At 56.0% G+C, this 21494-nt stretch carries 21 protein-coding genes; 11 read left to right on the top strand and 10 right to left on the bottom strand.

Annotation, left to right across the window (positions count from 1 at the left end):
* Positions 1-11: 11 nt before the first annotated feature.
* The 4 genes from URZ40_RS16870 to hrpB all read right to left on the bottom strand — a co-directional run bounded on the left by URZ40_RS16870 (position 12) and on the right by hrpB (position 6831).
* Positions 12-725, bottom strand: coding sequence for a molecular chaperone (locus URZ40_RS16870; protein WP_116342584.1), 714 nt, complete (start codon positions 723-725; stop codon positions 12-14).
* A gap of 43 nt (positions 726-768) precedes the next feature.
* The gene (locus URZ40_RS16865) at positions 769-1377 is read right to left on the bottom strand and encodes a fimbrial protein (protein WP_166710153.1); all 609 of its coding nucleotides are present in this window, start codon (positions 1375-1377) and stop codon (positions 769-771) included.
* A 295-nt stretch (positions 1378-1672) separates the two neighbouring features.
* Entirely contained in the window at positions 1673-4198 is a 2526-nt protein-coding gene (gene mrcB / locus URZ40_RS16860) for a bifunctional glycosyl transferase/transpeptidase (protein ID WP_316380923.1), read from the bottom strand.
* A 203-nt stretch (positions 4199-4401) separates the two neighbouring features.
* Positions 4402-6831, bottom strand: coding sequence for an ATP-dependent helicase HrpB (gene hrpB / locus URZ40_RS16855; protein WP_320720891.1), 2430 nt, complete (start codon positions 6829-6831; stop codon positions 4402-4404).
* Positions 6832-6905: 74 nt separating this feature from the next.
* Here hrpB and thpR point away from each other — a divergent pair, with 74 nt between their 5' ends.
* The 9 genes from thpR to panD all read left to right on the top strand — a co-directional run bounded on the left by thpR (position 6906) and on the right by panD (position 13841).
* Positions 6906-7460 (top strand): RNA 2',3'-cyclic phosphodiesterase, encoded by a 555-nt coding sequence (gene thpR, locus URZ40_RS16850; RefSeq protein ID WP_320720890.1) that lies wholly within the window; start codon positions 6906-6908, stop codon positions 7458-7460.
* Positions 7450-8154, top strand: coding sequence for a DNA/RNA nuclease SfsA (gene sfsA, locus URZ40_RS16845; RefSeq protein WP_116342572.1), 705 nt, complete (start codon positions 7450-7452; stop codon positions 8152-8154). The genes thpR and sfsA overlap by 11 nt, the downstream gene beginning before the upstream one ends.
* A 176-nt stretch (positions 8155-8330) precedes the next feature.
* Entirely contained in the window at positions 8331-8786 is a 456-nt protein-coding gene (gene dksA / locus URZ40_RS16840) for an RNA polymerase-binding protein DksA (protein WP_013095632.1), read from the top strand.
* 59 nt (positions 8787-8845) lie between these two features.
* A complete protein-coding gene (gene gluQRS, locus URZ40_RS16835) occupies positions 8846-9736 on the top strand; it encodes a tRNA glutamyl-Q(34) synthetase GluQRS (RefSeq protein ID WP_116342570.1) in 891 nt (296 codons plus the stop codon).
* 42 nt (positions 9737-9778) lie between these two features.
* Positions 9779-11176 carry a polynucleotide adenylyltransferase PcnB gene (gene pcnB, locus URZ40_RS16830; protein ID WP_028015552.1) on the top strand — a complete coding sequence of 466 codons (1398 nt, stop codon included), beginning with the start codon at positions 9779-9781 and terminating at the stop codon, positions 11174-11176.
* Entirely contained in the window at positions 11173-11652 is a 480-nt protein-coding gene (folK, locus tag URZ40_RS16825) for a 2-amino-4-hydroxy-6-hydroxymethyldihydropteridine diphosphokinase (RefSeq protein WP_233002970.1), read from the top strand. The genes pcnB and folK overlap by 4 nt, the downstream gene beginning before the upstream one ends.
* Positions 11653-11773: 121 nt before the next feature.
* Positions 11774-12565, top strand: coding sequence for a 3-methyl-2-oxobutanoate hydroxymethyltransferase (gene panB, locus URZ40_RS16820; RefSeq protein WP_320720889.1), 792 nt, complete (start codon positions 11774-11776; stop codon positions 12563-12565).
* An 11-nt stretch (positions 12566-12576) separates the two neighbouring features.
* On the top strand, positions 12577-13428 hold the full coding sequence (panC, locus tag URZ40_RS16815) for a pantoate--beta-alanine ligase (RefSeq protein ID WP_163330334.1): 852 nt from the start codon (positions 12577-12579) through the stop codon (positions 13426-13428).
* Positions 13429-13460: 32 nt separating this feature from the next.
* Positions 13461-13841 carry an aspartate 1-decarboxylase gene (panD, locus tag URZ40_RS16810; protein ID WP_006810068.1) on the top strand — a complete coding sequence of 127 codons (381 nt, stop codon included), beginning with the start codon at positions 13461-13463 and terminating at the stop codon, positions 13839-13841.
* Positions 13842-13844: 3 nt separating this feature from the next.
* On the opposite strand, the gene URZ40_RS16805 is transcribed toward panD, so the two are convergent.
* The 4 genes from URZ40_RS16805 to URZ40_RS16790 form a co-directional block, all read right to left on the bottom strand.
* On the bottom strand, positions 13845-15092 hold the full coding sequence (locus URZ40_RS16805) for a polysaccharide deacetylase family protein (RefSeq protein ID WP_320720888.1): 1248 nt from the start codon (positions 15090-15092) through the stop codon (positions 13845-13847).
* 63 nt (positions 15093-15155) lie between these two features.
* The gene (locus URZ40_RS16800; protein WP_320720887.1) at positions 15156-15596 is read right to left on the bottom strand and encodes a PTS sugar transporter subunit IIA; all 441 of its coding nucleotides are present in this window, start codon (positions 15594-15596) and stop codon (positions 15156-15158) included.
* 104 nt (positions 15597-15700) lie between these two features.
* The gene (locus URZ40_RS16795) at positions 15701-16471 is read right to left on the bottom strand and encodes an ABC transporter permease (protein WP_023334536.1); all 771 of its coding nucleotides are present in this window, start codon (positions 16469-16471) and stop codon (positions 15701-15703) included.
* Positions 16468-17394 (bottom strand): ABC transporter ATP-binding protein, encoded by a 927-nt coding sequence (locus URZ40_RS16790; RefSeq protein WP_163330333.1) that lies wholly within the window; start codon positions 17392-17394, stop codon positions 16468-16470. The genes URZ40_RS16795 and URZ40_RS16790 overlap by 4 nt, the downstream gene beginning before the upstream one ends.
* Before the next feature lie 107 nt (positions 17395-17501).
* On the opposite strand from URZ40_RS16790, the gene can reads away from it, so the two are divergent.
* On the top strand, positions 17502-18164 hold the full coding sequence (gene can / locus URZ40_RS16785) for a carbonate dehydratase (protein ID WP_014882586.1): 663 nt from the start codon (positions 17502-17504) through the stop codon (positions 18162-18164).
* 65 nt (positions 18165-18229) lie between these two features.
* Here can and hpt read toward each other — a convergent pair whose 3' ends face one another.
* A complete protein-coding gene (gene hpt / locus URZ40_RS16780) occupies positions 18230-18766 on the bottom strand; it encodes a hypoxanthine phosphoribosyltransferase (protein ID WP_014882585.1) in 537 nt (178 codons plus the stop codon).
* A 208-nt stretch (positions 18767-18974) separates the two neighbouring features.
* Between hpt and URZ40_RS16775 the strand changes: the two genes are divergently transcribed.
* Positions 18975-21365 (top strand): glucose/quinate/shikimate family membrane-bound PQQ-dependent dehydrogenase, encoded by a 2391-nt coding sequence (locus URZ40_RS16775; RefSeq protein ID WP_116342554.1) that lies wholly within the window; start codon positions 18975-18977, stop codon positions 21363-21365.
* Positions 21366-21401: 36 nt separating this feature from the next.
* Here URZ40_RS16775 and URZ40_RS16770 read toward each other — a convergent pair.
* Positions 21402-21494 (bottom strand): hypothetical protein (locus URZ40_RS16770; RefSeq protein WP_248113709.1); only part of this gene is annotated, 93 nt, incomplete at its 5' end.

Below are 21494 nucleotides of genomic sequence, written 5' to 3'. Positions count from 1 at the left end.
AACATGATTATTTAAAGAGCCTGTTTGCGTTGCGGGGTCTGTCCACCGAAATCGTTGATTGCCGTCCAGGTCACCGCGCCCTTTGCTGAATTCGGTAACGCGAAACGCTGCTCGCTGAACGGTGCCACCATCATGGAAATGGCTCCAGGCGTGGTTTTGGTCTCTTTCACCGGCACGCTTTTCCCGCCAACGGCAAGCTCGCCAAACGAGACGTAAAACGGTGTCGGGTTGTTTGCGATAAGCGTGTCACCCTGGCGATGGAAAGTGATTTTTTCATAGGCACTCAGCGCATCGGTTTCTTTCAGCTGAGCGGGGCGCCAGAACAGTTTGAGGCGCGTTTTCATCGCAAACTGCAGCGTATTTTTCTCTTTCAGCTCAGGTGAAAGTGCCGATACCGATTTAACGTTCGCCAGAAACAGTGATTCCCGGTCTGCGGGCAGGCTTTTTTTATCGCCGGTAAAAATAACGTGCAAAAGGGTTTGACGATTTTCCTGCAATTTGTAAACAGGAGGCGTAATAATGAAAGGCGCTTTTGCATCATTGGGATAACTGACCCAGCTTTGCACCAGATAACGCGTATGAGGATCTTTATTTTTAAGTGCTATTTGAACTTCAGATTTATTCGATGGATAAATAATTCGCGTACCGCCGAGAACAACACTTGCCTGTACTGAACAGCAGGAAACAATTAAACAACCACATAACAATTTAAATAAAGTCTTCATACAATGTTCCAAAAAGGCAGCCGTTCAGGCTGCCAGTCATTGCTTAGCGGTAGACAACCTCGAATGTTGCAGAGGAGGAGTAATGGCCTGCAGTTGGCGCGGTATCCCCCACCTGAATCACTTTCGCGGTGTAGTTAAAGACAGAAGCCGTTGCCCCGGTCGCGTCGTTATTCACATCGGTACCCGCATCCGGTACTGAACCGTCGAAAATAACATCGCCTTTTGAGCCGTTATCATTGCTGACGATAATACCTACGTTGGTCGCATTACCTGCGCCTGTCAGATCGTTCTTCAAACGCTTGTACGCGGCGTCTGTCGTCGTGCCGCTGAACTTGAGGTTCAGTTTAGCGACCAGAGGGTCACATTTTTTCACTTCAATCTTAAAGGCTTTTGAGGTGCCAACCGTACCATCAGCGCCAAAATCCGAAGGATAGGTATCGGCGAAAGTGACGGTGGAAGCGTTAGTTCCGGATCCATCCACGTTAATTTCGCAGGTATCAGCAACAATTTTTCCGGCAAAGTTCACCGTACCGGAATCGTTCGATGCAAATACAGGCAAAGACAGCGCGGCCATTATGCTTCCGGCTAATAACGAAGAAACAACATACTTATTCATAATAATATCCTTATATTTGATGATAGAGGCATCCATTCTCGCTACAAATATTTCGCGTTAGAATGTTCTCCGACAGTTACGCCACTAACTCTTTAGAAACATCCTTAGAGCAAGTGAATTTCTTGAGGAGATTACATCAGATTTTTCTTCATTATGTCCAGAGCGGACAATGAGGCGAGACATACAGTTAGCCACAACCGCATGTTTTAAATGAAAAATACATGAACTTAAAAATACTTAATTTAAGATTTAATTTTTTTAATAATTACAAAGTGTAAATCACAAAAAAAGCCGCTTTAATATAAAGCGGCTTTTTTATTCAGGAAATTAATTAGTTTCCACCAAACATGTCCTTGATCCAGCCGGCCACGCCATCACTGTCTTTCTTCTCGTTCTGCTGCTGAGCCGGTTGTTGCTGCGGCTGCTGCGGCTGAGAAGATTGATCGAACGGGTTGCCCGTTGGCTGTTCAGGCTGGCTCTGCTGGCACAGCGAGTCCGGGTTGGTCGTCCAGACCGGCAGGGTACGCATCCCGCCGCCGCAGACAAAGTTCCCGGAACCATCCACGCCCATATCGACGATATCTTCCGGCGCAACCAGATTTAGCGGCACAGGTGACTGGTTCGCCAGGTAGCGCTGGTAAATCGACATCGCCCCGCTCGCCCCGTACAGTTTGGTCGGCTGGTTGTTGTCACGGCCTACCCAGGTAATCACCACTTCACGGCCATCAATACCGGCAAACCAGGTATCGACGTTGTTGTTGGTGGTCCCGGTTTTACCCGCCAGATGCAGACCAGGATACTTCGCCCCCAGCTGACGACCGGTACCGCGCTGCACAACCTGCTGCATCGTCCACAACGTCATATAGGCCGCCTGCGCGGGAACGGCACGTTCCGCCTGCGGGAAGCTCTGATACAGCACGGAGCCATCTTCGGCAATCACCGAACGCAGGGCAGAGAGCGGTGCGCGGTTCCCCCCGCTGGCAATGGTCTGGAACGCCTGCGCTACTTCGATCGGAGTCAGGTTAAGCGCCCCCAGAATCATCGCCGGAACAGGGTGCAGCTGATCTTTCGGTACGCCCAGCTTCTGCCAGGTATCGACAATGGCCGGCAGACCCAGCGCCATACCGAGGTTAACCGTTGGTACGTTCATGGAGCGGGTTAACGCATCCACCAGCATCACCTGGCCGCTGAACTGTTTATCATCGTTCTGCGGTGACCATACCTGGCCGTTAGGCTGACGCAGGGAGATTGGCGCATCGGCAATCCAGGTGTTCAGGCGATACATATTCGGCTGGCTCAGCGCGGTGAGATAGGTCGCCGGTTTAGCCAGAGAACCAATCGAACGACGCGCCTGCATTGCACGGTTGTAGCCTGCATACTGCGGCTCGGCTCCGCCCACCATCGCACGCACTTCGCCAGTGTTACGGTCAACGACCACCATCGCGGTTTCAAGATCGCTCAGCTTGCGCTGTTTCTTCAGCGCCGGGATCCCTTCAACCGCCGCTTTTTCTGCCGCGTCCTGCGCCACGGAATCAAAGGTCGTGAAGATCTTCACGCCGGAGAGATCTTTGACTTTATCCCCGAGCTTAGACTGCAACTCCTGACGCACCATCTGCATGAAGGCAGGCTGTGGAGAGATCACCCCACCGCGCGGCTGCACGCCCAGCGGACGTGCGCTCAGCATGTCGTACAGCTCCTGGTCAATGACCTGCTGCTGTTGCAGCAGGCGCAGCACCAGGTTACGACGCTCCAGCGCCAGTTTAGGGTTGCGCCACGGGTTGTAAATGGACGCCCCTTTCACCATGCCCACCAGTAGCGCCTGCTGGTCCAGGCTGAGCTCTTCCACCGGGCGGCCAAAGTAGTACAGGCTCGCCAGCGGGAAGCCGCGGATCTCGTTATCGCCGCTCTGGCCGAGGTACACCTCGTTCATGTACAGCTCAAGGATACGATCCTTGCTGTAGCGCGCATCCATCAGCACGGCCATGTATGCTTCGTTGGCTTTACGCCAGTAAGAACGCTCGCTGGAGAGGAACAGGTTCTTCACCAGCTGCTGGGTCAGCGTACTCGCCCCCTGCACGGTACGGCCCGCAGTCAGGTTCGCCAGCACCGCACGGCCGATGGAGTAAAGGCTGATACCGTCGTGCTCGTAGAAGTGGCGGTCTTCGGTTGCCAGCAGGGTATCCACCAGCAGGTCCGGGAAACCGTTACGCGCCACGAACAGACGCTGTTCGCCGTTCGCCGATGAAAGCATGGTGATCAGACGCGGATCGAGACGGAAGAAACCGAACTGGCGGTTGTTGTCCATGTTCTCGATGGTTTCCAGCCGATCGCCGTCAAAGGTCAGACGCGCGCGCACCTGCCCTTCTTTGCTGTCCGGGAAGTCGAACGGACGACGGATCATCTCAATGCTCTTCGCCTGCACCGTAAACTCGCCCGGGCGCGTCATCTTCGTGACCTGACGATACTGTGTGGCCTGCAGCAGTTTCACCATCTCGTTCTTGCTGATGGACATATCCGGCTCAAGGTTCACCATGCGACCATACACTGCCGCAGGCAGCTGCCAGACTTTTCCGTCAATACGACTGCGGATCTTCTGATCCAGATAGACGCCGTAAATCGCGATCAGCACCACAAAAACAATAAACAGCTTCAGCAGCAGCCAGAACCAGCCGCGCTTGCCCCGAGGCTTACGCCCTTTGCCTTTCCCTTTACGCGGCATGGGTTCTTCATCCTCATAATCGTCTTCATAGTCATCGTCATAGTCCTCATCTCTGAGGCGACGACGGCTTACCTTTTCTTTCGCCGGACGCACGGGTTTTCCCTTACGTCCTATTGGCTCGCGGTCATTCCCCGCCATGCTTTTTCTCCGCAACTTTCAGGCGCAAAGGCCAGATTTTCTTTTCTTCCACAGGCCTGTGAAAGAAGAAATCTCTCAAAATAAACAGCAAGACTTTCCTGTCAGGAAAGTCTTTAGTGTTTTCTCCCTCTCCCTGTGGGAGAGGGCCGGGGTGAGGGCATCAGGCCGCACTCATCAGGCCGCACTCCCCTCTTTCACCTAACTCACGAATACTTCTTCGTGCGCCGCGTCGGCGCCGTATTCGCCGGATCGTCCGGCCAGACGTGTTTGGGATAGCGCCCTTTCATCTCTTTCTGCACTTCACGGTAGCTTCCCGCCCAGAACGCCCCCAAATCGCGGGTGATCTGCAACGGACGATGCGCAGGCGAGAGCAGCTCAAGTACCAACGGCACACGCCCTTCAGCAATAGACGGCGTGGTGGCTTCACCAAACATCTCCTGCATCCGAACCGCCAGCGCCGGAGGATTATCCTCATGATAACGAATGGCAATCCGGCTCCCGGTGGGCACAGTGTAATGCCCTGGAAGCTCACTATCCAGACGTTGACGTAATGACCAGTCCAGTAAATTCTGTAACGCGGTCTTAACATCAAGCGCCTTAAGGGCGCGCAGAGAGTGCACGCCGCTCATTTGCGGCAATAACCAGTGCTCAAGCGTGGCCAGCAGCGTCTCATCATCCACCGCTGGCCAGCCGTATTCCGGTAGCCACTTCGCGGCGCAGTGCAGACGAATACGGTACTGTTCGGCCTCCGGCGTCCAGTTCAGCACGCCCAGCCCTTTTTCCCGGATGCCGTTCAGCATTGCCTGGTGTAACTCTTCTTCCGACGGCTTCGCCAGCGGTTTCGTCCCGAGGATCAGTTTGCCAATCTGGCTACGCCGAAACGCCTTCAGCGTCCCCTGGGCGTCATCCCATTCCACGATGTCCGATTGCTGGAGCAGCTGCGGGCAGGTGCGCGTCAGGGCGTCTACGTCCACGGCAATCGCCTGCAGGATACGCGCATCCGGAGACTGGCTGCCCTGAAGCAACAGCGGGGCGATCAGCCACTCGTGACGCGTCAGGGCATCATCGCTGTCCAGCATCGCCCCCATACCGTTTGCCAGCTGATAGCGACCGTCAAGCCCGCGGCGGCGCGCAATCCTGTCCGGGAAGGCCAGCGCCAGCAGGGAGGCAATCTTATCGCCGTCAGGTGAACCGCCCCGGCAGTTCAAGCGTTTGCACAGCTGCTGCGCCCGCTGCTGCCAGTTTCCCTGATTGCGCGAAAACGCCTGCCCCAGATCGCTGCTGCCTCCGCGCGGCGGTTCCTCGAGAATAGCCGCCAGTTTCGCCGCCGTGGCAATTTCATCTTCTCCCTGCGCGGCCACCAGCATCGCCGCCAGACGCGGATCGTTGCCCAGCGCCGCCATTTTCTGACCGCGCGCCGTCAGACGTTCACCTTCCAGCGCGCCAAGCTGAGTCAGCAGGCTGCGCGCGGCGGCGAGGTTCACGACGGGCGGCGGATTGAGCCAGGTGAGCTGTTCAGGGTCCGGGCAGCCCCACTGCAGAAGATCCATCACCAGCCCTGAGAGATCGCTTTGTAAAATCTCCGGCGTGCTTTGCTGTGCCGCGCGTTCAGCGTGCTCCGCGCTGGTCAAGTGCAGGCAAATCCCCGGCTCAAGACGCCCCGCACGGCCCGCGCGCTGCACCATTGACGCCTGGCTGATGCGCTGCGTCAGCAATTTCGTCAGCCCGGTGCGCGGATCAAAGCTCGCCACCCTCTCCTGCGCGCTATCCACCACCAGGCGAATGCCTTCGATGGTCAAACTGGTTTCGGCAATGTTGGTTGCCAGCACCACTTTACGCTGCCCCGCCGGGGCGGGAAGGATGGCTTTACGCTGCTCGGTCAACGACAAGGCACCATAGAGCGGGCAAAGCATAACGTCAGTGCCCACCCTGGAGGCCAGCCGCTCCTGCACGCGCTGAATCTCCCCCACGCCGGGCAAAAACAGCAGCAGCGAACCGGGCTCCTGGCGAAGCAGGTCAGCAGTGGCAACAGCCACCGCTTCGTCAAAGCGCTGATGGGCAGGAAGCGGCAGATAGCGGCGCTCAACAGGGAACGCTCGACCTTCGGAGGCGACAACCGGCGCATCGGGCAGCGTCTGCTGCAGCCGCTCGTTGTCCAGCGTCGCCGACATAATCAGCAGCCGGAGATCGTCGCGCAGTCCCTGTTGTACATCCAGCAACAGCGCCAGGGCCAGATCCGCCTGCAGGCTGCGCTCGTGGAACTCATCCAGAATCACCAGCCCGACGCCGGTCAGCTCCGGATCGTTTTGCAGCATGCGGGTGAGAATGCCCTCGGTGACCACCTCAAGACGCGTGGACGGGCCGACGCAGGTTTCGGCACGCATCCGGTAGCCCACCGTTTCACCCGGTTTTTCATTCAGCAGTTCCGCCAGCCGCTGCGCCACGTTGCGCGCGGCCAGCCTGCGCGGCTCGAGCAGGATGATTTTTCCGGCAATCTTCCCCTCTTTGAGGATCTGCAACGGCAGCCAGGTAGATTTACCCGCCCCCGTAGGCGCGTTAAGCAAAACCTGCGGGGCATGTTGTAAGGCAGCGAGAAGCTCAGGAAGGACGACGGCGACCGGCAATGAGGACACTAACAGCTCCAGAGGGTTAACATTAGTCGGCGTACATTGTAGCATCGGCGCATATCATTACCGAGTCCCCCCGAATGTCTGAGTCGAAACGGCTGTTTTTTGCCATTGAATTGCCCACCACCGTACAGCGGCACATCGTTCGCTGGCGCGCGGAACATTTTCCGCCGGAAGCGGGCCGACCCGTTGCGGCAGCCAACCTGCACCTGACGCTGGCGTTTCTGGGTGACGTGAGCGCCGAAAAACAGCGGGCGTTAGCCGCCATGGCCGGGCGCATTGCCCAGCCGGCGTTTACGCTGCACCTCGACGACGCGGGCCAGTGGCTGCGTTCGCGCGTGGTCTGGCTAGGTACTCGCCAGCCGCCGCGCGGGTTGTTACAGCTTGCCAATATGCTGCGCTCGCAGGCGGCGCGAAGCGGCTGTTATCAAAGCCCGCAGCCGTTTCACCCGCACATCACGTTATTGCGCGATGCCGGTCAGGCCGTTGCCATCCCGCCCCCGGGCTTTCATTGGGCTTTTCCGGTCAATGAATTCGCGCTTTATGAATCCGTCTTTGCACAGGGACGCACCCGCTATACGCCGCTACAGCGCTGGACGCTGGGCGACACCACAAGGAATTCTGATGAAGTTTAGTCCTGCACTCCAGTCTGCCACGCTGATCCAACGCTACAAACGCTTCCTCGCGGACGTGGTGACGCCGGAAGGCGAAGCGCTCACCCTGCACTGCCCCAACACCGGCGCCATGACCGGTTGTGCCGCCCCGGGTGACACGGTCTGGTATTCCACGTCAGAAAATACTAAACGCAAATATGCCCATACCTGGGAAATAACCGAGACGCAAAACGGGGCGTTTATTTGCGTTAACACCCTGCGCGCAAATCAGCTCGTTAAGGAAGCGCTGACTAATGGCGCCATTCCCGAACTTGTGGGTTACGGTACGCATAAAAGTGAAGTGAAATATGGCGATGAAGGCAGCAGAATTGACTTCATGTTACAGGCGGAAGACCGGCCTGAGTGCTATATTGAAGTAAAATCAGTGACGTTAGCGGAACAGGAAAATGGCTTCTTTCCGGATGCGGTAACGCTACGCGGGCAGAAGCATCTGCGAGAGCTAATGAGTGTTGCGGCGGCGGGCAAACGCGCCGTATTGCTGTTTGCGGTGTTGCATTCAGCCATTGAACGGTTTTCCCCTGCCCGCCATATCGATCCTAAATACGCACAACTGTTGAATGAGGCACAAAAGCAGGGGGTAGAGGTTTTAGCTTATAAAGCGGAACTTTCTGCCGATAATATGACTCTGAGATCGTCTCTTCCCATTGTCTTATAAGGGATTAGAGGATTGATGAATAAGTGTTCTGGCCGCGTGCGCAAATACGCTTTTCCTCACAGGCTTGTCAAGTGTTACGTTTAGATAATTGCCATACGGAAAAGCATCTGCTATTTATAGCGACCTGATTTTTCCCCCAACACGGGGATCGATAGTGCGTGTTAAGGAGAAGCAACATGCAAGAAGGGCAAAACCGTAAAACATCGTCCCTGAGTATTCTCGCCATCGCTGGGGTGGAGCCGTATCAAGAGAAGCCGGGCGAAGAGTATATGAACGAAGCCCAGCTGTCGCACTTCAAGCGTATTCTTGAAGCATGGCGTAATCAACTCAGGGATGAAGTGGATCGCACCGTTTCGCATATGCAGGATGAAGCGGCTAACTTCCCTGATCCGGTAGACCGTGCCGCTCAGGAAGAAGAGTTCAGCCTCGAACTGCGTAACCGTGACCGCGAACGCAAGCTGATCAAAAAGATCGAGAAAACGCTGAAAAAAGTCGAAGACGAAGATTTTGGCTACTGCGAATCCTGCGGTGTTGAAATCGGTATTCGTCGCCTGGAAGCGCGTCCAACCGCCGATCTGTGCATCGACTGTAAAACGCTGGCCGAAATCCGCGAAAAACAGATGGCCGGCTAACGCCAGCGCTGTTTACACACTCCAAAGGCGGGAGTCTCTCCCGCCTTGTTACTGTTGATATGTCTGAATCACACTATATTGGGCGCTTCGCGCCATCTCCTTCCGGTGAATTACACTTCGGCTCATTAATTGCCGCGCTCGGCAGCTACCTGCAGGCTCGCGCCCGCCAGGGCAAATGGCTCGTACGCATTGAAGATATTGACCCTCCGCGTGAAGTTCCCGGTGCTGCAGACACCATTCTGCGTCAGCTGGAACATTACGGTCTTCACTGGGACGGCGACGTCCTCTGGCAGTCAAACCGTCATGAAGCCTACCGGGAACGTCTGGCCTGGCTTAGCGCTCAGGGGCTTTCCTATAACTGCACATGTACCCGCGCGCGTATCCAGAGCGTGGGAGGGGTTTATGACGGCCACTGCCGCACGCTGAATCTTCCCCCGGAAAATGCCGCCGTACGGATAAAGCAGCGCTTCCCGGTGACGTGCTTTAACGATTTACTCTCCGGCGAAATCCATGCTGATGAGCGCCTCGCGCGCGAGGATTTTATTATTCACCGCCGCGACGGCCTTTTCGCCTATAACCTGGCCGTGGTCGTCGACGATCGTTTCCAGGGCGTCACGGAAATTGTGCGCGGGGCAGATCTGGTCGAACCGACGGTGCGACAAATATCGTTGTATCATCAGTTTGGCTGGACAGCGCCGGATTACATTCATCTGCCGCTGGCGGTCAATGCGCAGGGCGTTAAGCTGTCCAAGCAAAACCACGCTCCGGCCCTGCCAGACGGCGATCCGCGTCCTGTTTTGATCGACGCGCTGCGATTTCTCAACCAGAATGTAACCAACGAATGGCAGGATCTGTGCATTGACGAACTGCTGAAAATAGCCATTGCCAACTGGACGCTCACGGCGGTGCCAAAAATCCAGCATTCTCAAATGCGTTGCGCTGAGCTATGATTAGCCGCTTTTTTCATAACAAAACACACTACGAGGTGTACCATTTTTACCCGAGTCGCTAATTTTTGCCGTAAAGTGCTAAGCCGCGAAGAGAGCATGGCGAACGACGCTATTGCACAGCCACACATGTCGGTTATTCCGCGTGAGCAGCACAATATTTCCCGCAAAGATATCAGTGAAAATGCCCTCAAGGTACTCTATCGTCTGAATAAAGCGGGCTACGAGGCCTATCTCGTTGGCGGTGGGGTGCGTGATTTACTGCTGGGCAAAAAACCGAAAGATTTCGACGTGACGACCAGCGCCACGCCTGAGCAGGTGCGCAAATTATTCCGTAACTGTCGTCTCGTTGGCCGCCGTTTCCGTCTCGCTCACGTGATGTTTGGGCCAGAAATTATCGAAGTGGCGACCTTCCGCGGCCACCACGAAGCGGGCGCATCCGATCGCACCACGTCACAGCGCGGCCAGAACGGCATGCTGCTGCGCGACAATATCTTCGGTTCTATCGAAGAAGATGCCCAGCGCCGCGACTTCACTATCAACAGCCTTTATTACAGCGTGGCGGATTTCACCGTACGCGATTACGTCGGCGGCATGCAGGACCTGAAAGAGGGTCTGATCCGTCTGATCGGCACGCCGGAAACACGCTATCGCGAAGATCCGGTGCGCATGCTGCGCGCCGTGCGTTTTGCCGCCAAGCTGAACATGCGCATCAGCCCGGAAACCGCAGAGCCGATCCCGCGTCTGGCAACGCTGATTAACGACGTACCACCTGCCCGCCTGTTTGAAGAGGCGCTAAAGCTGCTGCAGGCTGGCTACGGGTTTGAAACCTACAATCTGCTGCGCGAATACAACCTGTTCCAGCCGCTGTTCCCGACCATTACCCGCTACTTCACCGAAAACGGTGACAGCCCAATGGAGCGCATGATTGCGCAGGTGCTGAAAAATACCGACACCCGCATCCATAATGATATGCGCGTGAACCCGGCGTTCCTGTTTGCGGCGATGTTCTGGTATCCCCTGCTGGAAACGGCTCAAAGAATCACCCAGGAGAGCGGTCTCGCCTATTACGATGCCTTCGCGCTCGCCGCGAACGACGTGCTGGACGAAGGGTGCCGCACGCTGGCAATCCCGAAACGTATTACCACGCTGGTGCGCGATATCTGGCAGCTACAGCTGCGCATGTCCCGCCGTCAGGGCAAGCGCGCCTGGAAGCTGATGGAGCATCCAAAATTCCGCGCGGCCTTCGATCTGCTGTCGCTGCGTGCGGAAACTGAACGTAATCAGGAGCTGCAGCGCCTGGCGCAGTGGTGGGCTGAGTTCCAGGTTTCCGCCCCGCCGGAGCAGAAAGATATGCTGACCGGGCTGGATGAAGAGCCTGCGCCGCGTCGCCGTCATCGTCGGCCGCGCAAACGCGCGCCGCGTCGTGAAGGGACAGCATGACCCTCGCGTATATCGCCATCGGCAGTAATTTAGCCTCTCCGCTGGAGCAGGTTAACGCTGCCGTACAGGCCCTGGGTGAGATCCCGCAAAGCCGTATCGTGGCGGTCTCCTCGTTTTACCGCACCCCGCCGCTCGGCCCGCAGGATCAGCCTGATTATCTGAACGCCGCCGTGGTGCTGGAAACGGCCCTCGATGCCGAAACGCTGCTGGACAATACCCAGCGCATCGAGCTACAGCAGGGACGCGTGCGTAAAGCCGAACGCTGGGGGCCGCGCACGCTCGACCTCGATATTATGCTGTACGGCCATGAAGTGATTAATACCGAGCGCCTCACCGTACCGCATTACGACATGAAAAACCGTGGCTTTATGCTCTGGCCGCTCTTCGAAGTGGCACCCGATCTCACCTTCCCGGACGGTACCGTACTAAAGACCGTTCTGAGCAACCTCAACGCGGAAAGACCCGCTCGCTGGTGATCCTCTCCCCCACCGATTGACCGCAAAATAATTGTGGTTAATCGGTTACCTAAAATCATTGTTCCCTCGAATGTTACTGTTAGAATGCGCAAAGATTCGCTTTGGGCTATCAGGAAACAGTATGAAACCAACCACCATCTCCTTACTGCAGAAATGCAAACAGGAAAAAAAACGCTTCGCCACCATCACCGCGTATGACTACAGCTTCGCCAAACTGTTTGCCGAAGAGGGTATCAACGTCATGCTGGTCGGAGATTCGTTAGGGATGACGGTACAAGGACATGATTCCACCCTGCCGGTCACGGTTGAGGATATCGCTTACCATACCCGCGCCGTGCGCCGTGGAGCCCCTGCCTGCCTGCTGCTTTCCGACCTGCCGTTTATGGCCTACGCCATGCCAGAGCAGGCATTTGAAAACGCGGCGGCGGTAATGCGCGCGGGTGCTAACATGGTCAAAATTGAAGGCGGCGCCTGGCTGGTGGATACGGTGAAAATGCTCACCGAACGCGCGGTACCGGTGTGCGGTCATTTGGGACTGACGCCGCAGTCCGTCAACATCTTTGGCGGGTATAAAGTGCAGGGCCGCGGCGACGCAGCCCAGACGCTGTTTGATGATGCCCTGGCGCTGGAAGCCGCCGGCGCGCAGCTGCTGGTGCTGGAGTGCGTGCCGGTTGAGCTGGCGAAACGCATCACCGACGCGCTAACCATTCCGGTGATTGGTATTGGCGCAGGCAACGTGACCGATGGTCAGATTCTGGTGATGCACGACGCCTTTGGCATTACCGGAGGGCATATTCCGAAGTTTGCCAAAAATTTCCTTACCGAAGCGGGCGACATGCGCGCTGCGGTCAGGCAGTATATTGCCGACGTTGAATCCGGTGTTTACCCGGGTGAAGAACACAGTTTCCATTAAGGAGTCTCGTTGTGCTAATCATTGAAACCCTGCCGCTGCTTCGCCAGCATATTCGTCGCGCGCGTCAGGAAGGTAAACGTATCGCACTGGTCCCAACCATGGGCAACCTGCATGACGGCCACATGAAGCTGGTGGACGAAGCAAAAGCCCGCGCAGATATCGTGGTGGTCAGTATCTTCGTTAACCCAATGCAGTTTGACCGCGCCGATGACCTGGCACGCTATCCGCGCACCCTGCAGGAAGATTGCGAGAAGCTTAAAAAGCGCCACGCAGACATCGTCTTCTCACCGGCCCCGGCAGATATCTACCCGCAGGGTACCGATGAGGCGACGTACGTTGATGTCCCCGGCATTTCCACCATGCTGGAAGGCGCCAGCCGCCCTGGACACTTCCGCGGCGTCTCCACCATCGTCAGCAAGCTGTTCAACCTGGTGCAGCCGGACGTTGCCTGCTTCGGTGAGAAAGATTTCCAGCAGCTGGCGCTGATCCGCAAGATGGTCGCCGATATGGGATACGATATTGAGATTGTCGGGGTGCCGATTGTGCGTGCGAAAGACGGTCTGGCGCTCAGCTCGCGCAACGGCTACCTGACCGCTGACCAGCGTAAGCTCGCACCGGGCTTGAGCAAGGTCATGAACACCATGGCGGAACAGCTGCTGGCGAAAGAGCTGGACGCAGAAGAGATCGTCGCCCTTGCAGAGCAGGCGCTGAACGACAAAGGCTTCCGCGCTGATGATATTCAAATCCGCGATGCTGATACCCTGCTTGAACTGACGCAGACCAGCAAACGCGCGGTAATTCTGGTGGCGGCATGGCTCGGCCAGGCACGCCTTATCGACAATAAAGTGGTTGAGCTGGCGTAGTTCTTCACCCTGGATAATTAAAGGTAAACGTAATGATTCGCAAAATGCTGCAAGGTAAGCTTCACCGTGTGAAAGTCACCCAGGCCGACCTGCACTATGAAGGCTCCTGCGCCATTGACCAGGATTTCCTCGACGCGGCGGGTATTCTTGAAAACGAAGCGATTGATATCTGGAACGTGAACAACGGCAAACGCTTCTCCACCTACGCCATTGCCGCCGAGCGCGGCTCCAAAATCATCTCCGTTAACGGCGCGGCAGCGCACTGCGCGGACGTGGGCGATATCGTGATCATCGCCAGCTTCGTGATGATGTCTGACGAAGAAGCGCGCCGCTGGCAGCCCAAAGTGGCCTATTTTGAAGGCGACAACGACATGAAGCGTACCGCGAAGGCGATTCCTGTTCAGGTTGCCTGATCGTTACCCCTGCGGCTGATTGCTGATCAGCCGCGACATGGTCTCCAGAGAATCCGTTCTTAATATATACAAACGCTTCAGTAAGAACGGATTATCCCCCGGCTTCACCTTCCCTTTCACTGTGGTCACCGCAAGATGAAAACCGGCGTCGTTCGCCGCCTTGATCGCTTTATTGTCGTAGCCACCAAACGGATAGGAAAGGTACAGCACGCGCGGATTAAACTGCGACAACGCGCGACGAGAACGTTCAAAATCAAACAGGATCACGTGATAGCTGCGGCTCAGCAAGATCGGGTGTTTATACCCGTCGACGCGATGCAGGAAGTGAGTATGAGACTGAATGTCGAACACGTCCTGAATGCCCTTAATTTCCTGAACGCTCATAAACTGCAGCGATTTCGGGTCCCACTTCTGCGGATGGCCTTTAATTCGTGAGGAAATGATAAACGCCGTCGCGTTGAAGCCATATTGTTTCAGAACCGGATACGCGTAGCGGCTCACCGACTTCAGGCCGTCGTCAAAGGTAATCACCACCGCCTTTGCTGGCAGGTTCATCCTGTTACGCACGTAGCCTTCCAGCTGGTACATCGTCAGCGTGGTGTACCCCTGGTCGCGAAGCCAGGTCATCTGGTTGCTGAACGCGCGTACGCTGGTGGTCGTGGAAGTATGACGAAAACGGGTGTTCTCCTCATCTCGCAGAATATGGTGGTAGGTCAGAACCGGAATGCCGTTATCTTCCTGCGCATCCAGGCTGCTGATCCACGCCAGACGATTGCCAATGCGGATCTGAAACCAGGTCTGATTCAGACGGTCTTTAAGTTTGTTCAGAATGGGATAACGCAGGTTGGCGCTAAGGGTGCCAAAAGGCGCACTTCCGCTGCTGGGCGCGTTATAGACGGGCGTATCTTTCCAGGTAATGAGGTTCTGGTTACTGAGCGGCTTGTTAAGATCGCCCAGGCTGTCCTCAACGCGCTGTTTGCCCTGCACTTTCTCAAGGTGATCTTTATCGATAAACCCCGTGCCGAATCCGAAGCGAAATTCATAATAATCCGCCGCAGCGGGAAAGACCGCGAGGATCTGCCCGGCGCGAATATTGCCTACGTTAACCACCTCATTCCCCACCTGGGACCAGATGGCCGCATCCTCAGTGGTTTGCATATATTGAGCAGGAAGCCCTTGCTGACTTATCAGGCTGGCAGACGCTCCGCCGGAAACCAGCAGCAAAAGGAGAAAGATAACGCGCATGAACATAGGATATTAATCGACACAGGAAATCAGTCGCCATTGTAGCAAAAGCGACATCAATACCAATGTTTAATGCTTATACAGATCGTGAAGCAGAACGAAAGGCGGGTTCTTCTGCTGCTGGTGCCACAGGCTGCTCACTTCCGGCAGCCCCTCTGCCACGATGGCGTGACGAAACGCGGCGCTGCTTAACGAGGCACAAAGCGGATACACGGTTTCGAGTAAAGGCAGGCTGATACCGGAGATCACTTCACAGTTATCATGCTTGTGGCTCAGTAACGCCGCGGCCCGGTAAGGCGCGGCCCCGGATTTATCGGTAAGAAAAATGACCCCATCACCGGTGTCCGTTTCATGCAGGGCATCGCACATCATCCGGCTGAGCATGTTGGTGCTCAACCCGCGCCAGTAATTTACCGCCCGGCATTGCGCCAGCGGGCCAAATCTGGCCTCAAGCTTGTCCAGCATTTCCTGCGCCTGTTCATCGTGGCAGGTAATAACCCATCCCAGCATAACTCTCTCCTTAGCAGGCAAGTAGTTTAGCGAAGTGAAGGTTTGCTTACGGTGATAACTGTCAAAGAAAGTGCCCGGCAACCAGAACGTCGCCGGGCAGGAGGCTAACTGCGCAGACCGCGCCCGCGCTGGATCAGATACCAGCACAGCAGGTAGAAGGCGATGATGAACACCACCAGCACCGCCACCGTGGTAAACAGCGGCACATCGGTAATGCCGAGGAAGCCAAAGCGGAAACCGCTGATCATGTAGACAATCGGGTTCAGGTGCGACAGCGCCTGCCAGAACGGTGGCAGCAGCGTCAGGGAGTAGAACACCCCGCCGAGATAGGTCAGCGGCGTCAGCACGAAGGTCGGGATCAGGCTGATGTCGTCAAACGTTTTGGCGAATACTGCGTTCAGCAGACCGGCCAGCGAAAACAGGATCGCCGTCAGGAGCAGCGTGAGCGCCACGAACAGCCACGAGTGCACCTGGAACGGGACGAAGAACAGCGAAATCGCCGTGACCAGGATCCCTACGCACAGCCCGCGCGCCACGCCGCCACCCACGTAACCGGCGATGATGACGTGCGTCGGCACCGGTGCCACCAGCAGTTCTTCAATGTTGCGCTGGAATTTGGCGCTAAAGAACGACGACGCCACATTGGCGTAGGCGTTGGTGATCACCGCCATCATGATCAGACCCGGCACGATAAACTGCATGTAGGTAAAGCCGTGCATTTCACCAATGCGGGAGCCAATCAGGTTACCAAAGATAATGAAATAGAGCGTCATAGTGATGACCGGCGGCACCAGGGTTTGCACCCAGATACGCATAAAGCGGTTAATCTCTTTCGCCCAGATGCTCTTCAGCGCGACCCAGTAAAGATGCGTCATGCCTTGTCTCCTTGTTTATCCTGCACCAGAGAGACAAACAGCTCTTCCAGTCGGTTCGCTTTATTACGCATACTTAATACCTGAATCCCCTGCGCGCTCAGCTGGGAGAACACGCTGTTGATCCCCTGCTCGCGCAGCACTTCCACTTCCAGCGTCGAGGTATCTACCAGGCGATACTGGTACCCTTCAAGCTTCGGTAGCGGGCTTTTTGCCGCCAGATCGAGAATAAAGGTTTCTGATTTCAGCTTGGAGAGCAGATCCTTCATCGAGGTGTTTTCCACCAGCTCGCCGTGCTGAATGATGCCGATGTTGCGGCACAGCATTTCAGCCTCTTCCAGATAGTGGGTGGTCAGAATGATGGTAGTGCCCTTGTCGTTGAGATCTTTCAGGAAGCCCCACATGGAACGACGAAGTTCGATATCGACACCCGCAGTCGGTTCATCGAGGATCAGCAGCTTTGGCTCGTGCATCAGCGCACGGGCAATCATCAGGCGGCGCTTCATCCCGCCGGACAACATGCGCGCACGCTCGTTACGTTTTTCCCAGAGATCGAGCTGCCTGAGGTATTTTTCGCTGCGCTCCAGCGCCTCTTTACGCTCAACGCCGTAATAACCCGCCTGGTTAACGACAATCTGCTGCACCGTCTCAAACGGGTTGAAGTTAAACTCCTGCGGTACCAGCCCCAGCTGACGCTTGGCGTTGACCACATCTTTTTGCAGATCGTATCCGAACACGCTGACGCGGCCGGAGGTTTTGTTCACCAGCGAGCTGATGATCCCGATGGTGGTGGATTTCCCCGCCCCGTTCGGCCCCAGAAGCGCGTAAAAATCACCGGCCTCTACTTTTAGATCTATCCCGCGTAGCGCCTGAACGCCACCCGGATAGGTTTTTTTAAGCTGCTCAAGCTCCAGTGCAATTGCCATGAATTTAACTTACCTTCAGTTCTTACACACGTTGTGTGGTTTCATTAAAAGTCGGGTTACCCTATAGTAGCGCAACGCAATTACTTGGTTACAGGTCGCTAACCTCCATGAACGACATAGATACACTCATTAGCAACAATGCACTATGGTCAAAAATGCTGGTGGAGGAAGACCCCGGATTTTTTGGAAAACTGGCGCAAGCCCAAAACCCGCGCTTTCTCTGGATTGGCTGTTCAGACAGCCGCGTACCTGCGGAACGCCTGACCGGCCTTGAGCCCGGCGAACTGTTTGTTCACCGCAACGTCGCCAACCTGGTGATTCATACCGATCTCAACTGTCTTTCCGTGGTTCAGTATGCCGTTGACGTTCTGGAAGTCGAGCACATCATTATTTGCGGCCACTACGGCTGCGGCGGCGTGCAGGCGGCGGTTGAAAATCCGGAACTGGGGTTGATTGATAACTGGCTGCTGCACATCCGCGATATCTGGTTCAAACATAGTTCACTGCTCGGCGAAATGCCGCAGGAGCGACGCATGGACACCCTGTGCGAGCTCAACGTGATGGAGCAGGTATATAACCTTGGGCATTCGACCATCATGCAGTCGGCGTGGAAACGCGGGCAGAAGGTTTCAATCCACGGCTGGGCGTACGGTATTCACGATGGCCTGCTGCGCAATCTGGAAGTCACCGCCACTAACCGCGAAACGCTGGAGCAGCGTTACCGTTCTGGGATTGCCAACCTCAAGCTTAAGCATGTGAACCATAAATAAACAAAGCCGGGGGTTTTCACCCTCTCCCCGTGGGAGAGGGCTGGGATGAGGGCATCAGCCCGCTATTACTCGTCCAGCAATACCACTTTCCCGACATACGGCAGATGACGATAACGCTGCGCGTAGTCAATGCCGTAACCGACGACGAATTCGTCCGGAATCGAGAAACCGACAAACTCCACCGGCACCTGCACTTCACGGCGGTCAGGTTTATCCAGCAGAGTACAAATCGCCAGAGATTTTGGCTCACGCAGGCTCAGGATCTCGCGCACTTTTGATAGCGTGTTGCCTGAGTCAATAATGTCTTCAACGATCAACACATCTTTACCACGAATATCTTCATCCAGATCTTTCAGGATTTTCACATCACGGGTTGTGGACATGCCGCTGCCGTAGCTGGAGGCGGTCATAAAATCGACCTCGTGTGGCACCTGCACTTCACGGCACAGGTCTGCCATGAACATGAAAGAGCCACGCAACAGGCCCACCAGCACCATTTCGCTGCCGCTGTCCTTGTAATGTTCGGTGATTTGACGACCCAGTTCGGCGATACGCGCTTTGATCTCGGCTTCCGGGATCATCACTTCAACAGTATGTTTCATATTACTAACCATATGATTTTAATGAAAATCTCTCAATGCAGGTGAATGTATTTCCGGCATCGATACGCAAGCCAGCCATTATACCAGCAAATGGATAACCCTGGCGCATGAGTTATAAAAAGCAAATATTGTGATTCCGATCACACTTGTTAATACCTATAATTAGTTGCTAGCAAATTATTAACAAAAACTGACGAGTACACTTTCTATGGCTGAAACAAACTCTAAACAGCCGCGTCTACTGGTGACACTAACAGCGCTATTCGCCGCCTTCTGCGGCCTGTACCTGTTAATCGGTGGCGTCTGGCTGGTCGCGATCGGCGGCTCCTGGTACTACCCGATTGCGGGCCTGGTTATGCTTGGCGTAACCGTCCTGCTCTGGCGTAGAAAACAATCCGCACTGTGGCTCTATGCCGCACTGCTCCTCGCCACGATGATCTGGGGCGTCTGGGAAGTCGGCTTCGACTTCTGGGCACTGACCCCGCGCAGCGACATCCTGGTCTTCTTCGGTATCTGGCTGATCCTGCCGTTTGTCTGGCGTCGCCTGATTGTCCCTTCCAGCGGTGCCGTTGCGGCGCTGGTGGTAGCGCTGTTAATCAGCGGCGGCATCCTGACATGGGCAGGTTTTAACGACCCACAGGAGATCAACGGTACGCTGAACGCGGAATCCACGCCTGCGGCAGCTATCTCTCAGGTGGCGGACGGCGACTGGCCGGCCTATGGTCGTAACCAGGAAGGTCAACGCTACTCCCCGCTGAAGCAGATCAACGCGGACAACGTTAAAAACCTGAAGGAAGCCTGGGTATTCCGTACCGGCGACCTGAAGATGCCAAACGATCCGGGCGAGCTGACCAATGAAGTGACCCCGATTAAAGTGGGCAACATGCTCTACCTGTGTACGGCGCACCAGCGTCTGTTCGCGCTCGACGCGGCCACCGGTAAAGAGAAATGGCACTTCGATCCGCAGCTGAACTCCAACCCGTCCTTCCAGCATGTCACCTGCCGTGGCGTTTCTTACCACGAAGCGCGTGCCGATAATGCCAGCCCGGAAGTGATTGCCGACTGCCCGCGCCGCATTATGCTGCCGGTGAACGATGGCCGTCTGTTCGCCATCAACGCAGAAACGGGCAAGCTGTGTGAAACCTTTGCCAACAAAGGCATCCTGAATCTGCAGACCAACATGCCGGACACCACGCCGGGTCTGTATGAGCCAACCTCGCCGCCAATCATCACCGATAAAACCATCGTGATTGCCGGTTCGGTAACGGATAACTTCTCCACGCGTGAAACCTCCGGCGTTATCCGCGGTTTCGACGTGAACACCGGTAAACTGCTGTGGGCCTTCGACCCGGGCGCGAAAGATCCAAACGCGATCCCGTCGGACGAGCACACCTTTACCTTCAACTCGCCAAACTCCTGGGCGCCAGCCGCGTATGACGCGAAGCTGGACCTGGTCTATCTGCCAATGGGCGTGACCACGCCGGATATCTGGGGCGGTAACCGTACGCCGGAGCAGGAACGTTATGCGAGCGCTATCGTGGCGCTGAACGCGACCACCGGTAAGCTGGCGTGGAGCTACCAGACCGTTCACCACGATCTGTGGGATATGGATATGCCGTCCCAGCCGACGCTGGCCGACATTACCGTAAACGGCAAAACCGTGCCGGTCATTTACGCTCCGGCCAAGACGGGCAACATCTTCGTCCTGGATCGCAGCAACGGTAAGCTGGTTGTGCCGGCACCGGAAAAACCGGTTCCACAGGGTGCCGCAAAAGGCGACTACGTCAGCAAAACCCAGCCGTTCTCTGACCTGAGCTTCCGTCCGAAGAAAGACCTCAGCGGTGCAGACATGTGGGGTGCCACCATGTTTGACCAGCTGGTGTGCCGCGTGATGTTCCATCAGCTGCGCTATGAAGGCATCTTCACGCCGCCGTCTGAGCAGGGCACGCTGGTCTTCCCGGGTAACCTGGGGATGTTCGAGTGGGGCGGTATCTCCGTTGACCCGAACCGTCAGGTGGCGATTGCCAACCCAATGGCGCTGCCGTTCGTTTCTCGTCTGATCCCACGCGGTCCGGGCAATCCGATGGAGCAGCCGAAAGACGCGAAAGGCAGCGGTACCGAAGCCGGTATTCAGCCGCAGTATGGCGTGCCGTTTGGCGTGACCCTGAACCCGTTCCTGTCTCCGTTTGGTCTGCCGTGTAAACAGCCGGCCTGGGGTTACATCTCCGGTCTGGATCTGAAAACCAACCAGATCGTCTGGAAAAAACGTATTGGTACGCCACAGGACAGCATGCCGTTCCCGATGCCGGTTCCGGTGCCGTTCAATATGGGTATGCCAATGCTGGGTGGCCCTATCTCCACCGCCGGTAACGTGCTGTTCATCGCGGCAACCGCAGATAACTATCTGCGCGCGTACAACATGACCAACGGTGAAAAACTGTGGCAGGGCCGTCTGCCGGCCGGTGGACAGGCAACGCCGATGACCTATGAAGTGAATGGCAAGCAGTACGTTGTCATCTCTGCGGGTGGTCACGGCTCGTTTGGCACGAAGATGGGCGATTATATTGTCGCGTACGCATTGCCGGACGAAGGCAAATAAAAGCAAAACGGCAACTTCGGTTGTAATGCCAGTCAGTTAAGCAACTGACTGGCTTTTTTTCGGGGCTGTGGGGTATCTCCAGGGCCTTTCCTTTACCACCCTCGGGAAGGCCCTTTCCCTTCTTGTCGG

The sequence above is a fragment of the Enterobacter sp. 296B2 genome (assembly GCF_034106185.1).
Classification (GTDB): domain Bacteria; phylum Pseudomonadota; class Gammaproteobacteria; order Enterobacterales; family Enterobacteriaceae; genus Enterobacter; species Enterobacter cloacae_N.
The sequence above is the reverse complement of the archived record's forward strand: the minus strand, read 5'-3'. Positions and strand labels throughout refer to the sequence as shown.